Below are 15280 nucleotides of genomic sequence, written 5' to 3'. Positions count from 1 at the left end.
ATTTAAGTATCAAGAAAAAGATAACAAAGTTAGGAATCCGGTATGGCAATGCTTATGTATAAAAGCACTGTAATACCGGGTACCTTTTTTCAACCAATAATGAACACGCTCTTGCATGTATCAACAGTATGATGACCGGCAACTACTGGCATTGCTGCGCAAGCATAATGTACACGCGTTCAACGCCATTTATGACCGTTATAGCCAGCCGCTTTTCCTATACATCTGTAGTAAAACGGATACCGGCGAAGCGGGTAAGGATATATTGCAGGATATCTTCACCTATTTATGGGAAAACCGCGCCACCATTGAAGTTACACAGCAACTCAAGGCTTACCTGTACCAATGTGCACGCCATAAGATTATAGACCTCTATCGCAAAGACGATACCTACCGCCGCTACCTGCAACAACTGATAGAACACTTTGATACGCAACCGCATCTCATCTCCGACCGGCTGGATCATAAAGTAAAGGCCCAACGGGTTCTGGAAGGTATTAACCACCTGCCAGACCGTATGAAAGAAGCGTTTATGCTGAGCCGTTTTGAACATCGCAGTATTGAAGAAATTGCCGCCCGCATGGATCTTTCCCAGCAAACGGTAAAAAACCAGATCAGCAAGGCATTGAAAATTTTGCGGGAGCGATATGCACAAACCGATTTGCTGCTTTGGCTGTTGTTGCTACACTTCCTGCAGCACTAAGCAGTACCAGGCCTTTTTTCGGAGAGCATGGTACTTTGTCCTTTTTTTACCGACACCTAAATACGACAAATAAACCCAGTGGATACGGAACAGATCAAAGCACTACTGGCGCGCTACCAGGATAATGCCTGCACGCCGGCAGAAACGCAGGTGGTGGAGCAATGGTTTGACAGCATTAACAGCCATCGCACCCAGGTAATCCAGGAAGCCCCGCTACAAGCGCAATTAGACGAAGTAAAAATGCAGTTGCAGTATATATTGCCTGCACCCACCCATGGCGTACGGAAGGTGTGGACCATCGCTGTAGCCAGTATGGCTGCCAGCTTGCTGCTGCTCGCATTTTTTTATAAGCAGTCGGCACCCCCATCTCCTGCGGAAGCGGTAGTTGCGGCCGCTCCCATAGTGATACCGGCGCATAGCAACCGCGTGGTGGAAAATGGCTACATGATTATTACTACCGGCAAAGGCAGCACCGAACAGGTGGCATTGGCAGATGGCAGCACGGTAACGGTTAACGCATCCAGCCGCATACGCTATCCATTAAAGTTTCCTGACAACAAACGGGAGGTTTATTTGGAAGAAGGAGAAGCTTATTTTAATGTAGCCAAAGATGCCGCCCGGGCCTTCCGCGTGGTATCCGGATCGCTGGTAACCACCGCCCTGGGTACTTCCTTTAATATCCGCGCTTACCGCCAGGAAAATCATATCACCGTATCGTTGCTAACCGGCAAAGTGAAGATAGATGGTGCTGCCAACCGGCTAAATCAGCCCATCGTATTGCTGCCCAGTGAACGCCTGGACTACGATTGCAGATCTACCGCAGGCCAGAAAAATTTCTTTACCAAACCAGAAGAGATCATCGGTTGGAAACAGGGCTTCCTGGTCTTCAAAGACGCCAGCTTTAAGGAAGTGGCTATAGAAATCGGCAACCGGTATGGCGTAACCATTGTTAATCAAAGCTGCCAGCAGGAATGGGACTATACGGGTTTCTTCAAAGACGAAAGCCTGCAGGAAGTTATAGAAACCATCTGCATTTCAAAAAATATCAATTACAACATTAGCAACGACACGGTATATTTCAAGAACTGATTTTTTTATAAAAAATATGGTACTTCTGTTAGCCTGCTACGCCTTCTATGCAGGCGTAAGACAAAAAACGGCGGTAGGATATAAAAAAAGACATCTTTTTTTTGATCCATTGACACAGTCAACGCTTTCCATCAACTAAAATCAAAATAGCCATTCCCATTCATGAAAATGTAGCATGGTAAAATGTTGTAAAAACATGCTCCCCATATAGATGACCTGTGCTGCCGGTGTAGCGCCTGTACTTTTATTGCCTGTAATAAGCGTTAACTAGTATAGGTGATTCATAAAAAAAACAGGAGGCCCTGTGTTTCGCCTTCCTGGTTATTTGCCTGCGCGCAGCTGTTGCTGCGCAGGATAAGTAGACCCTGTTTTACTTTTTTTGTTCCTGTAATGTTTTGTGCATGCCAGCACCTTACTCCATAATCATGTTCATTTACTAACAAAGCACATCCAGTATGAAAAAAAATCTAAAATCACTACCCGTCTGCATGGCCATGACGCTCCTTATAGGAGTGCTATCGCCGGCTGGACTGCCATTAACTGCCACTGCGGCTGCACAAGCGGATGTGAAAACCATCAGCGTTAGCATCCAGGTAAAAAACAAACCATTACAAGCTGTGATGGAAGACCTGACGAACAAAACCGGGCTAAATTTCCACTACGACAAAACAGGGCTGGACCTCACTAAAAAAGTGACCCTTAACTGTAACAAGATGCCACTGGAAGATGTGCTCAATGCATTGTCTACACAAACCGGCCTTGTATTTACCATTAAGAACAATAAAATCATAGTAGGGCCGCATAACGCAAACCCTATCCACACCGTAGCGCTGATCAATAACCTGGAGCTGGACAAGCTCATAAAAGGTACCGTACGTGATGCAAAAGGCAACACGCTACCCGGCGTTACGGTGATGGTAAAAGGCAGCACCAAAGGCACTCAAACCGCCTCCGACGGGAGTTATACCCTGGACGCCAATGCCGGCGACATACTGGTATTTCGCTCCGTGGGTTTTCAGACCCGGGAAATAACAGTGGCAGCGGGAGAAGTGGTAGACGTGATCCTGTCTGACAACGTGAATGGACTGAACGAACTGGTGGTAACAGCGCTAGGTGTGAAGCGCAGTGCCAAATCGCTGACCTACGCCACACAAAGCATTGGCGGCGAAGAACTCACTACCGCCAAAGATGCTAACCTGATGAACTCCTTGTCTGGCAAGGCTGCCGGCATTACCGTGAGCCGCAGCAGCAGCGGCGTGGGCGGATCCGTAAAGGTGATCCTGCGCGGTAATAAATCGGCACAGGGCAATAACCAGCCGCTGTATGTAATAGATGGTATTCCTATGACCAACTATAGCACGCAGCAGCCTAACAGTAACTGGGGGGGCGATGGCAGTGGTAACGACTACTCACCTGGCCGGGATGGCGGCGATGGTATATCCAACCTGAATCCCGACGATGTGGAAAGCATTTCCGTGCTGAAAGGCGCTTCCGCAGCGGCTTTGTACGGTAGCCAGGCCGCCAATGGCGTGATCCTGATCACCACCAAAAAAGGCAAGGCAGGCATTACCCGCATAGACCTTTCTTCCAGCGCTACGTTTGATAAAGCCGTAACACTGCCCAAGCTGCAAAGCCAATATGGTCGTACCGACTCACTGGCTACAGATAGCTGGGGCGCTAAAATAAATGGCGCCACCAACAACGTAAAAGATTTTTTTAATACAGGCGCCACGCTGGTAAACGGGTTTAACCTGAGCGGTGGCACGGAGAAAAGTCAATCCTATTTTTCTTATGCCAATACCCACGCCAAAGGCATTATGCCCGAAAATAAACTGGACCGCCACAATGTTACCTTTCGACAAACGGCCCGATTTCTGAACGACAAGCTCACGCTGGATGGCAGCGCCAGCCTCATTACCCAGAAGGTAACCAATGGGCCTAGCACCGGCTTATACTTTAATCCGCTCACCGGTTTGTATTTATTTCCCCGCGGTGTTTCTTTGGCACCTTACCGCCAGCACTATGAACTGTTCGACTCTTCCCGCCAGATCTATTGGCAGAATTGGCCGATCAATGAAGATATTCAGCAAAATCCTTACTGGATCATTAACCGCGATAAAAGCCAGGCGCGCAGAACCCGCACCCTTTTCAGCGCTGCCGCCAAATATGAGTTCAGCAAATCGCTGTCGCTCCAATTGCGGGGCAATATGGATCGCACCTCCGATGTGTACGATGGCGAGATCTATGCAGGTACACACCCTGTGCTGGAACCCAGTGGCAACGGACGTTATATTACCAGCAACCTTACCACCACCCAATTGTATGGAGATGCTATCCTGAACTTTAACCACGATTTTAAAGTCATTAAAATTACCGGTCTGGCAGGTACTTCTATCACGGATGCACAAACCGTGGGTATGAAGGCCGACTCTTATGGAGGAGGACTGAACATTGCCAATGTATTTATTTTGCAAAACATGCTGTCGGGCAGCAGCTTCCAGACTGTGCCCAGCGCACACTCTCAGTTGCAGGCTGTATTTGTGAATGCTAATATTTCTTTTAAAGATATTTTCTTTATAGATGGTAGCTTTCGCAACGACTGGTCTTCCAACCTGAGCTTTACAAACAATGGTTCGTACTCCTACCCATCTGTAGGTGGTTCATTATTGCTACATCAGTTTGTCCATTTTCCCAAAGCGATCGACTACGCCAAGATACGTGGCAGCTACGCCGTGGTGGGCAACACAGTACCTTATGGCGTAACGCTGCCCCTGAGTTCACTCAATGCTTCCGGCACCCAGGTGCAGTTAAATAAATACGATCCAGATACCCGGCTGAAACCTGAAAAAAGCCGTTCCCTGGAACTTGGTACAGAGTGGCACTTCTTCGACAATAAACTTACCGCAGACTTCACTTATTATAAGACCAATACCATCAACCAGTATTTTGCCGTACCTGCGGTGGGTTCTGAATATCCATACCGTTACATCAACGCCGGCAATATCCAGAACCAGGGCATAGAAGTATTGGTAGGTTATAACCTGGTGGCCACGAAAAATTTTACTTGGAACACCACCATCAATTACTCGCAGAATAAAAACAAGGTATTGGAACTGGCTCCAGACCAACCCCTATTCCAGTTAACCAATTCTAATACCTATGGTTCCTATCTCACCCTGGGCGGCGCTTATGGCGACACTTACGGGAAAATCCTGCTGAAAGACGATCAAAACCGGGTGATCCTGGACGGCGATGGCAAACCTACGGTGAGCGCAGACCTGCGGCTGGTGGGCAATCCTAACCCCAAGTGGCAGGCCGGATGGAACAATAGCTTCGTGATCCATAAGTTCACCGTAAACTTCCTGGTAGATGGCAAATTTGGCGGACAGGTAATGTCTACCACGCAGGGCGTACTGGACAAATATGGTGTATCGCAGGTTACCGCAGATGCAAGGAATGCAGGTGGAGTAAAAGTGAAAGCGGTAGACCCCACTGGCAAAGACGTAACAACTATCGATGCCAAAACCTGGTATACCACAATAGGCGGACGCGATGGTGTGAGTGGTGAATACATGTACAGCGCCTCTGTAGTGCGCCTGCGCGAAGCAGCCATTGGATATGTGATTCCGGGCAGCGCATTGGGCAATGGGGTTATCAAAAATATCAAGATCTCGCTGATCGGAAAGAACCTGATCTACTTCTATAAAAAAGCGCCTTACGATCCGGAGATCACCATGTCTACCGGCAATGGGCTGTCTGGTGTAGACGCCTTTAGCTTACCGGCCATGCGCAGTTTTGGCGCCAGCTTGAACGTGTCATTTTAAGTAAACTTATCAATCCGCAATTATGAAGATCAATTATATTTTTCGCAAACCTTTTGCCTGGATAGCCGGTGTGGCCGCGGTGCTAAGCCTGCAAGCCTGTACGAAAAACTTTGGGACGTACAACACCACCAATACCAACCTTACCCCTGACCAGCTAAACCCCGACTTCCAATACATCGGGGCAGCCTTCCCGCAAATTCAATCTTCTATTTACTATAATTACAATAATACCACCTGGGAGTACCAATTGCAGCAAAACCTCATTGCCGACGTGTACTCAGGCTACATGATGAGCCCAGACCCCTTTCGCGGCAATATCAGTAACCTGAACTACTCACTGGTAGACGGCTGGAACGGTTATCCCTTTAGCCTGGCCTATGCCAACGTAATGTCGCCGGTGGCTTATGTGGCCCGGCAGGGCGCCCGCACCGACGCCCCCGATTTCTGGGCAGTGGCGCTTATCCTGAAAGTGGAAGCAATGCACCGCGTTACGGATATTTACGGACCTATACCGTACTCTCACTATGGCGAAGACGCAACAAAATCTGTGTACGACGACCAACAGACGGTGTACCATCGCTTCTTCCTGGAGCTGGATACAGCCGTCACAAACCTGAAGGCTTACATCGATAAATATCCCGGTAAGAAACCCTTCGCTAAATTTGATATGGTATATGCCGGCGATTATACTAAATGGCTGAAGTTTGCCAACAGCCTGCGTCTTCGCCTGGCCATGCGTATCGTGAAGGCAGAACCTGCACTCTCTAAAAGCGAAGCCGAAAAGGCCCTGGACCCTGGTGCCGGTGGTCTGATGGAAACGGTGAAAGAAGACGTGGAAGTAAGCGGCTTTGGCATTAAACATCCGTTGTACACGATCACAGCTGCATGGACGGATATCAGTATGAGCGCCAGTATGGAATCTTACCTGGTAGGGTATAAAGATCCCCGCATCAGCGTGTATTTTGACCCGGCTACTGATAATAGTTTTGCCGGACAATTTAAGGGTATTCGTATAGGTAGTAACGTTAGTGCCAAGCCGGGTTATACCGGTTTCTCCACATTGGCTTATTCTGCCACGGCTACTTTTACGGATGCCCAGACACCACTACAGCTCATGACTTCGGCAGAAGTATGGTTCCTGCGTGCAGAAGCTGCCTTGCGCAATTATGCTAACGCAGGTGGTACGCCGGAGGAGCTGTATGAAAAAGGGATTACTACTTCCTTCCTGCAATGGGACGTCGGCGATAAAGCGCCTGCTTATATTTCAGATAACGTGAGCAAACCCATTAAATACGTTGATCCAAAAAACGCAGAAAATAATATAGACGCCATGGGCACCCTTACGATAAAATGGGATGATGCCGCCCCTTTCGAAACAAAACTGGAACGCATCATCACCCAGAAATGGATTGCCATGTTCCCCGAAGGACAAGAAGCCTGGTCTGAATACCGCCGCACCGGCTACCCCAAATTGTTTCCCGTGGTGCATAACCTGAGTGGTGGCACCATCAGCAGCGAAATCCAGATACGCCGCATTAATTTTACCACCGATGAGAAGAACCTCAACGCGGCAGAGGTAGCCAAGGCTGTAACCCTGCTGGGTGGCCCTGACAATGGTGGTACCCGCCTTTGGTGGGATAAGCAATAGGTCTTTCACCTTTCGCTGTTAGCATACTCAAAACAAAATAGTCCTGCCTTCATGGCGGGACTATTTTGTTACAGAGGGTCTGAAATAAAAGTACATCTATGAAAATTTTTACAATAGCTTACCATCCTAATTAAAGTCCTGCCGGGTGCTGGCAGAACTTTTTGAAAAAAGGTATGGTAAGCTGCGTTATGGCTTGCTGGCCTTGTCGAAATAATGCTGAAAAAAGAGGAGTTGAAATGAAATTGAATTATTCCAGTAGTCCCAGTTATGTTCCCCGGGGCGTTCTATATAATCATGGTCAATGCCCAGGGCCAGCAATCGCTCGTGCAGGTTATGGTTTACCGTGTGGAAGAAATCCTTCACCCCACAATCGAAGATAATGGCCAGTTCCCCATTTTTTAATTGGGATACCTGTTCCTGTACCGTATAGGCGTCCCAGTTATGCGTAGCGGTATCCAGCGCCCCCAGGCGTTTAGCAATGTCCCAGTTGGCCGGGAATGGCCGGAAATCTACCCCGCCGCTCATACTCCCTACAGCGCCAAACACGTTGGGGTGGCGGATGGCGTTAAATAAAGCCCCATGCCCGCCCATGCTAAGGCCGGCAATGGCGCGGCCACTCCGGTTGGCCAGGGTGTGATAATGCGCGTCTACATAAGCCGGTAGTTCATCACTGATAAAGGTTTCGTAGCGGAAGCTGCGATCTATGGGGCTATCCCAGTACCAGCTATTATTACCATCAGGACATACAAAAATCCAATGGTGAGCGTCTGCCTGTTGTTTTAGGTAAGCGCCCATGTGTTTGGCATAGTCGCTATGGTTTCCGCTGTAACCATTTAGCAGGTATATCACTTGCAGGTTTTTAAGTTTAGCGGTGCCAGTGGGCGCAATCACTACGCATTTTACAGCCTTCTGCATGGCGGCGCTTGGCACCAGCACGGTATCCAGGCGGGCAGCATGGGCGCCTAGTAGTACAAAGCACAGTAACAGGGTACTTAATATATTTTTCATTGTTCTAATAATTTGCATGGACCTCCAAATTACAACAACCGGGGAATTTTAAAAAAATACAATGGATATCCGTTGTCCCTAAGACACAAAAAAGCGGCTGCCTTCACCGGGAAGACAGCCGCTTGGGATGATATTTACCTTAAGGCTTGCTCAATGCTTGCTGCATAGGATTACCACCGCCGGAGGCGCCTCGCGGCAATTGCTCCTGGCGGAACAGCTCAAAGCGGGACGGTTCTACCGTACGCGGATAGCTGTTGTTGCGCTCGTCGATGTCTGCGGTTTCGCGATAAGGATCCAGCCGGATGGCTACCACGGCCTTGTCTTTGGCGAACACCTTGCTTACCTGGTTTTCGTTTTTACGCCAGATGTAAGCCGAAATACGCTCTACTTCTTTGCTGCCATCGGCATACGTCCATTCAATGATCAGGGGCATTACCATACCGCCTTTGTTGGTGAACGAAAGCTCGTAGAAATTTTTGTTGCTGTCATACAGCCGTTTTTCTTCGGGCGAAAGATTATCATAAAACTGTTTGTAGGCGGCTTTGTCCTGGCTGCTTACTTCAAAGCGGTCGTATTTGCTGTAAAAGTCCTGCAAGGCAGTGTCCTGGTCTACCGTGAAAGGCACGCCTGCGGCGCGGTTGCGGGTATTGGCAATATGCGTTGCATTTTGGTTGTAGGCAGTTTGCTGTAGTTTGTTTTCAATCTCTGGATTGTGGGTGTTCATGCGGTACAGTTTTACACTGTCTAGCGAAATATCCACCGGTTCGGTACTATAAAACCATCCTCTCCAAAACCAATCCAGGTCTACAGCAGAGGCATCCTCCATGGTGCGGAAGAAATCGGAAGGAGTAGGATGCTTAAAGGCCCAGCGTTGTGCATAGGTCTTAAATGCAAAATCAAACAGCTCTCGGCCCATAATGGTTTCACGCAAAATATTGAGGCCTGTGGCGGGCTTGGCGTAAGCATTGGGTCCAAAACCAATGATGTTTTCAGAATTGGTCATGATTGGTTCCAACTGGTCTTTGGGCAGCTTCATGTAGTCCACAATCTTGTGTGCGGGTCCGCGGCTGCTGGGATAGTTCTTATCCCATTCCTGCTCGGCCATGAACTGGCAGAAGGTGTTCAGCCCTTCGTCCATCCACGTCCACTGGCGCTCGTCGGAGTTTACAATCATGGGGAAAAAGTTGTGGCCTACTTCGTGGATGATCACGCCGATCATGCCGTTTTTCACCGCTTCGGAATACGTGCCGTCTTTCTCCGCACGGCCATAGTTAAAGCAGATCATCGGGTATTCCATCCCGTTGGAGGCTTCTACGGAAATAGCCACCGGGTAGGGATAGGCAATGGTATGTTTGCTATAACTTTTAATGGTATGTGCCACCACCTTGGTAGAATAGCGGCTGTATAGCGGGTAGGCTTCCGGTCCGTAGTAAGACATGGCCATTACGTGTTTGCCTTCTACATTGGCCGCCATGGCGTCCCACACAATGCGGCGGGAAGATACCCAGGCAAAGTCGCGCACATTATGCGCCTCAAACACATAAGTTTTGGTGGCGGAAGCCTTGCTTTGCATGGCTTTCTTCACCTCATCCAGCGTTACGATCTCCACGGGGGATTTGCTGCTTTGCGCTTGCTGCCAGCGCTGAAACTGCGCGGGGCTAAGCACCTCCTTATAATTCTGGCACTCGCCGGTACCGCCTACTATGTGATCGGCGGGTACGGTCATGTGTACTTTAAAATTACCAAAAGCCAGGGCAAACTCACCACGGCCGGTAAATTGTTTGTTTTGCCAGCCCTGAAAATCGCTGTACACCGCCATGCGGGGATACCACTGCGTAATGGTATAGAGGTAGTTGCCATCCTCTTTAAAATATTCATAGCCACCGCGGCCCCCTTCTACCATACGGTTGGAAATATTATAAAACCAATTCACCTTGAACACAATTTTGGCACCAGGCGCCAGCGCTTTCGGGAGGTCTACACGCATCATCGTTTGGTTGATGGTGTAAGGCAGTTTGTTGCCCGCCGCATCAGTAATAGACAAGATACTATCGCCCAGTACCGGGCCATCATGGCCTACCAGGCCATTCACGGCACGCAGGCTCATTTTATCGGACATTTTACTGCCGTCGAAACTGTTGTTATCACTGCTGGGCCGGTGTTCATTTTCATCAAGCTGTAGCCACAGATAGGAGAGTGGGTCGGGCGAATTGTTGTAATAAGTGACCGTTTCGGCACCCGTTATTTTCTGGTGAATATCGTCCAGGGTAGCGGAGATGTCGTAGTCGGCGCGTTGCTGCCAGTACTGTGGTCCAGGCGCACCGGAGGCGCTGCGGTAACCATTGGGATCGGGCAGGATGGTGCCTAACTGTTCGAAACGGTTGCCGTGGTTAGCACCAGGATTGTTCATAATATCCTGTGCCTGGGCCCATGTAGCTGCGCTGATCCCCAAAGCAAGGCATAGCGTTCTTTTTGTCATAAGCGTTTGTTGTATTTAGAGGTTGGTATGCTACGATAGCAGCGCATTAAAAGATAATTGATCTAGTGGCCGGTGAGCAGTGTATGGGCGCGGGTGATCATCATTAGCAGGGCTATCCCGAAAATGGCGGACGATAGGAAAAAACTCCAGTCGCGCCGCGATACCTGGAATACACCTGTTACGAGGGTGGAGCATAGCAGCACTCCCCCCACAATTACAAGCTGGCCAACTTCCAATCCCAGGTTAAACGACAGCAAGGGCAGCACAATGTTAGTCTGCGCACCCAGCATGCTTTTAAGGTAGGTGGAAAACCCAAGCCCATGCAGCAGGCCGAAAAAAAGAGCGAAATAATAATTCAACTGCACCCGGCCTTTTAAGGCAGCGGGCTGTATTTTAAGCCGCCCCGTACTATAAGAGAAAACGGCCTTGCCACGTTCTTTGGTAGCGGGCAGCCGGATAATATTGGCAAAAGCAGTAACCACAATAGTAACCGGTATCAGGAACTCAATCAAATTTCGGTTGATGTGTAAATAGTGTAATACACTCAGTGCAAGGGTGATAGAATGCCCAATGGTAAAAGCCGTAACGAGTACCAGTATTTTTTTCCAATCCTGTAACAAGAACAGGGCACATAAAGCCACTACAAAAAGAATATGATCGTAGCCATTCCAATCGAGGATATGCTGCCACCCCATTTCAAAATACAACCCAAAGTCCTGCATTACCCCTATAATTGTCTAGTTTTGTAATGATAAAAAGTTTGCCGTAATAATTCAAATTTTTCAAGTTCAATGGGACTATTATTATGTAAATGGTTCATGCCGGCCTGGTTTTCCCTGTTCCATCCTTTCTTTGTAAGTGTTACGGAAATTAAACACGATGCCGCAAAAAAAGAGCTGCAAGTAAGTTGCCGCATCTTTTACGACGACCTGGAAAACGCGTTAAAGACCCACTATAAAACCCCGGTAGATATCCTGCACCCGGCAAACAGGAAATCGGTAGATGCCCTGGTGGCAGACTACCTGGGCAAGCACCTCCTCATCAGCGTAGATGGTAAAACGGTAGTGGTAAAGTATCTTGGCTACCAGATAGAAGAAGAAGCTGCGTGGTGCTACCTCGTAGCCGAAGCTGTACCGGCTGCCAAACAGGTGCAGGTAAAGGATGATATCCTGTATAACGAACATGCGGAACAGATCAACATGATTCATGTAATAGTAGGCGGTGAGCGCAAGAGTACCAAGCTGGATAACCCCGCAGCGGCGGCCTCATTTAGTTTCTAGCAGCGCTTTCCTTACCTCGTGTATACCAGCCAGGCGCCTTCCCCAGCGACATCTTCAACAGGCGTTTTAAAAAAGATAACAATTATTTTCCGGCTGTTTTTTTACGGGTTATTCCAGCTCTGTATAACCGCTGTTGCCCTGTTGCCGGGCTTCTTCACCGGGTGGTATAATACGTATTATAATTAATACATATATGTTTTAATCCTTAACCAAATCGATTTAGCAATAACTGCAGAATGGGGTTGGGATATTCCAGATAAATTACCTAAGTTAGTACAGCTAAATCGATTTTGTTATTTCCTCGCAATTTTTTTATAAACGGAAACTATGTAAATGAGAACGGCCGCAGTATTTTTACTGCGGCTTTTTTTGTGCTTTATTGCGTACGTCCCGTGCCGTTAGCATTTGACGAAGAGAATTATGTGCTGGAATCGCAACGCGCATTGACCGGCAATATGCAATAGGACGCTAAAAAAATAACAGTAATGTTGAACGATGAGCAAGGCACGGAACGCACAGCGCAGATTACCATCCGGGAACAGGATAAAAAACAGATGACCTGGGAAATGTTATTACAGCAACCCAAGGGGATTTATGACACCATGTACCTACGCCTTTCTAAACTGAAATAACCCCATACTATAACATCCCCTTGATCTCATTGAGTTTCATCAGCGCTTCCACCGGGGTAAGGCGGTTAATGTCTACCGTTTCCAGCTTCTCCCGGATGTCGCGGAAAGTATCGCTGTGGGCATCAAAAATATTTAACTGCAGGCGGGTGCTTTTCTCTGCCACCTTTTTAATGTTTTGCTGCAAGGGCGCTTCTATATGTTTTTCCTCCAGTTGTGCCAGCACCTCGTTGGCCCGCTCCAGTAGCTGGGGCGGCATGCCCGCCATCCGGGCCACGTGAATACCAAAGCTGTGCCGGCTGCCGCCCCGCGCCAGTTTGCGCAGGAAGATCACCTTATTGCCACTTTCCATATTGGTAATATGATAGTTCTTCACCCGATCCAGTTTATTCTCCAGTTCATTCAACTCATGGTAGTGGGTGGCAAACAGTGTTTTGGGATGGTGGGCTGTCATATCATGCAGGTACTCCACGATGCTCCAGGCGATGGAAATGCCATCATAGGTGCTGGTACCACGGCCTATTTCATCCAGTATCACCAGGCTGCGTGGGCTGATATTGTTGATAATGCTGGCCGTTTCGTTCATCTCCACCATGAAGGTAGATTCGCCCCCGCTCAGGTTATCCGATGCACCTACGCGGGTAAATATTTTATCGGTGAGGCCAATGTGGGCCGTAGTGGCCGGCACAAAACTACCCATGTGCGCCATGAGGGTGATAATGGCCGTTTGCCGCAACAAAGCAGATTTACCACTCATGTTGGGTCCCGTGAGAATAATGATCTGCTGCGTGTCTTTGTCCAGCAGTATGTCATTGGCCACATAAGACTCACCTGGCGGCAGGCCCCGTTCAATCACTGGGTGGCGGCCTTCTTTAATGTCCAGCACATAATCGTCGGAGAGGGTAGGGCGGTGGTATTTATACTGTACAGCATTGTGTGCAAAACACAGCAGGCAGTCTAGCCGCGCCAGTAGCTGCGCATTTTGCTGGATGGGCGCAATGTAATCCTGTAAAGTTTGCAACAGGGCGTCGAACAACTGCTGTTCCAGGGTAAGTATTTTTTCTTCAGCGCCTACAATCTTCTCTTCATACTCCTTCAGTTCCGGAGTAATGTAGCGTTCTGCATTGGCCAGGGTTTGCTTGCGGATCCAGGAGGCGGGTACTTTGTTTTTGTGGGTGTTGGTTACTTCCAGGTAGTAGCCAAAAACGTTATTGAACGCAACCTTCAGCGAGGGAATGCCGGTTATTTCTGATTCCTGTTGTTGTATTTGCAGCAGGTAAGATTTTCCACTGTGGGCTATCTTGCGCAGGGCGTCCAGTTCGGCATGTACCCCGGCCCGGATCACGTCGCCCTTGTGGGTTTGCACCGGCGGGTTTTCCTGAAGCTCCTGTATTATTTTTTCCAGCATGGGGGGGCAGCAATCCAGCTTTTCGTATAGTCGTTGCAGGTAAGCGTTTTCCACGCCGCCCATTAATTCCTGTATGGCCTTTACCTGCTCCAGGCCACGGGCCAGTTGCATTACTTCGCGGGGATTTATTTTCTTCAGCGGTATTTTAGACACCAGCCTTTCCAGGTCGCCCAGTTGTTTTAAATGATGGTGCAGGGCTTTGCCCAGGTCTGCTTCTTTAATTAAAAACGCCACCGCATCCAGCCTTTCCTCAATAGCGGCTTGCTGGCGCAGTGGAAAGGCTATCCAGCGTTTCAGCAGGCGGGCGCCCATGGGGGAGGCGGTATTGTCCAGTACTTTTAGCAGGGTTTGTCCGTTTTCCACGCTGCTTTGCAGCAGTTCCAGGTTGCGCACTGTAAAGCGGTCCATCCAGAGAAAATCTTCCTGGTTAATGCGCTGGATGGAAGTAATATGTTGCAGGTGGGGATGTTCTGTATCGCGCAGATAGTGCAGGGCGGCGCCGGCGGCAATAATTCCTTCGTTCAGCCCTTCTATGCCAAAGCCTTTGAGCGAGTGGGTGGCAAAATGTTTGCGGATCACCTCATCGGCATAGGTGTGGGTAAATATCCATTCCTCCAGGGTGTAGGTGTAAAATTTATGGCCGAATACCTGGCGGAAATTTTTCTGCTGTTGTTTGGCAAATACCACCTCCGCCGGGCGGAAACTTTGTAATAGTTTGTCTACATATTCCAGGTTGCCCTGGGCAATAAAAAATTCGCCGGTAGAAATATCCAGGAAGGCCACCCCGGTCATGCCATTGCCAAAATGCACGGCGGCCAGGAAATTATTGGACCCGTTTTCCAGCAGTTTATCATTGACCGCTACCCCAGGCGTTATCATTTCGGTAACGCCGCGTTTTACAATGCCTTTTACCATCTTTGGATCTTCCAGTTGGTCGCACACGGCCACGCGGTAGCCCGCCTTCACCAGCTTATGGAGATAAGTATCGAGGGCATGATAGGGAAAGCCGGCCAGGTCTACATAAGTAGCCGACCCGTTGGCCCGCTTGGTGAGGGTGATGCCCAGCACTTTGGCGGTAATAATGGCGTCTTCATTAAATGTTTCATAGAAATCGCCCACCCTGAAAAGCAGTACGGCGTCGGGGTACCGGGTTTTGATCGCCTTGTGCTGCTGCATAAGCGGGGTTTCTTCGCTTTTGGTTTTTGCCATGGC

At 48.9% G+C, this 15280-nt stretch carries 10 protein-coding genes; 6 read left to right on the top strand and 4 right to left on the bottom strand.

Annotated features, from left to right (window positions below; genetic code table 11):
• Window positions 1–115: 115 nt before the first annotated feature.
• The 4 genes from GA0116948_RS01860 (at window position 116) to GA0116948_RS01845 (ending at window position 7264) form a co-directional block, all read left to right on the top strand.
• Entirely contained in the window at window positions 116–703 is a 588-nt protein-coding gene (locus tag GA0116948_RS01860; RefSeq protein ID WP_089708431.1) for an RNA polymerase sigma factor, read from the top strand.
• Window positions 704–781: 78 nt separating this feature from the next.
• On the top strand, window positions 782–1792 hold the full coding sequence (locus GA0116948_RS01855) for a FecR family protein (RefSeq protein ID WP_089708429.1): 1011 nt from the start codon (window positions 782–784) through the stop codon (window positions 1790–1792).
• A gap of 455 nt (window positions 1793–2247) precedes the next feature.
• The gene (locus GA0116948_RS01850; protein ID WP_089708427.1) at window positions 2248–5616 is read left to right on the top strand and encodes a SusC/RagA family TonB-linked outer membrane protein; all 3369 of its coding nucleotides are present in this window, start codon (window positions 2248–2250) and stop codon (window positions 5614–5616) included.
• A gap of 22 nt (window positions 5617–5638) precedes the next feature.
• Window positions 5639–7264 carry a RagB/SusD family nutrient uptake outer membrane protein gene (locus tag GA0116948_RS01845; protein ID WP_089708425.1) on the top strand — a complete coding sequence of 542 codons (1626 nt, stop codon included), beginning with the start codon at window positions 5639–5641 and terminating at the stop codon, window positions 7262–7264.
• A 186-nt stretch (window positions 7265–7450) separates the two neighbouring features.
• On the opposite strand, the gene GA0116948_RS01840 is transcribed toward GA0116948_RS01845, so the two are convergent.
• From GA0116948_RS01840 to GA0116948_RS01830, 3 genes are all read right to left on the bottom strand, one after another.
• Window positions 7451–8272 carry an alpha/beta hydrolase gene (locus GA0116948_RS01840; RefSeq protein ID WP_089708422.1) on the bottom strand — a complete coding sequence of 274 codons (822 nt, stop codon included), beginning with the start codon at window positions 8270–8272 and terminating at the stop codon, window positions 7451–7453.
• Between the two features lie 139 nt (window positions 8273–8411).
• Window positions 8412–10751 carry a M1 family metallopeptidase gene (locus tag GA0116948_RS01835; protein ID WP_089708420.1) on the bottom strand — a complete coding sequence of 780 codons (2340 nt, stop codon included), beginning with the start codon at window positions 10749–10751 and terminating at the stop codon, window positions 8412–8414.
• 62 nt (window positions 10752–10813) lie between these two features.
• The gene (locus GA0116948_RS01830; protein ID WP_089708419.1) at window positions 10814–11473 is read right to left on the bottom strand and encodes a HupE/UreJ family protein; all 660 of its coding nucleotides are present in this window, start codon (window positions 11471–11473) and stop codon (window positions 10814–10816) included.
• A 69-nt stretch (window positions 11474–11542) separates the two neighbouring features.
• On the opposite strand from GA0116948_RS01830, the gene GA0116948_RS01825 reads away from it, so the two are divergent.
• On the top strand, window positions 11543–12031 hold the full coding sequence (locus GA0116948_RS01825) for a DUF6702 family protein (RefSeq protein WP_089708417.1): 489 nt from the start codon (window positions 11543–11545) through the stop codon (window positions 12029–12031).
• Window positions 12032–12516: 485 nt separating this feature from the next.
• Entirely contained in the window at window positions 12517–12663 is a 147-nt protein-coding gene (locus tag GA0116948_RS21175) for a hypothetical protein (RefSeq protein ID WP_165798315.1), read from the top strand.
• A 7-nt stretch (window positions 12664–12670) separates the two neighbouring features.
• Here GA0116948_RS21175 and mutS read toward each other — a convergent pair whose 3' ends face one another.
• Window positions 12671–15277 carry a DNA mismatch repair protein MutS gene (gene mutS, locus GA0116948_RS01820; protein WP_089708923.1) on the bottom strand — a complete coding sequence of 869 codons (2607 nt, stop codon included), beginning with the start codon at window positions 15275–15277 and terminating at the stop codon, window positions 12671–12673.
• Window positions 15278–15280: the final 3 nt, after the last annotated feature.

It is taken from the genome of Chitinophaga costaii (genome assembly GCF_900094705.1).
In the GTDB taxonomy this organism is placed as follows: domain Bacteria; phylum Bacteroidota; class Bacteroidia; order Chitinophagales; family Chitinophagaceae; genus Chitinophaga; species Chitinophaga costaii.
The sequence above is the reverse complement of the archived record's forward strand: the minus strand, read 5'-3'. Positions and strand labels throughout refer to the sequence as shown.

Excerpts from the sequence above, each read along its gene's own strand:
- GA0116948_RS01860 (WP_089708431.1), top strand. The coding sequence starts at position 116 with ATGTATCAACAGTATGATGACCGGCAACTACTGGCATTGCTGCGCAAG.
- GA0116948_RS01850 (WP_089708427.1), top strand. The coding sequence starts at position 2,248 with ATGAAAAAAAATCTAAAATCACTACCCGTCTGCATGGCCATGACGCTC.
- GA0116948_RS01845 (WP_089708425.1), top strand. The coding sequence starts at position 5,639 with ATGAAGATCAATTATATTTTTCGCAAACCTTTTGCCTGGATAGCCGGT.
- GA0116948_RS01840 (WP_089708422.1), bottom strand. The coding sequence starts at position 8,272 with ATGAAAAATATATTAAGTACCCTGTTACTGTGCTTTGTACTACTAGGC.
- GA0116948_RS01835 (WP_089708420.1), bottom strand. The coding sequence starts at position 10,751 with ATGACAAAAAGAACGCTATGCCTTGCTTTGGGGATCAGCGCAGCTACA.
- GA0116948_RS01830 (WP_089708419.1), bottom strand. The coding sequence starts at position 11,473 with ATGCAGGACTTTGGGTTGTATTTTGAAATGGGGTGGCAGCATATCCTC.
- GA0116948_RS01825 (WP_089708417.1), top strand. The coding sequence starts at position 11,543 with ATGGGACTATTATTATGTAAATGGTTCATGCCGGCCTGGTTTTCCCTG.
- GA0116948_RS21175 (WP_165798315.1), top strand. The coding sequence starts at position 12,517 with ATGTTGAACGATGAGCAAGGCACGGAACGCACAGCGCAGATTACCATC.
- mutS (WP_089708923.1), bottom strand. The coding sequence starts at position 15,277 with ATGGCAAAAACCAAAAGCGAAGAAACCCCGCTTATGCAGCAGCACAAG.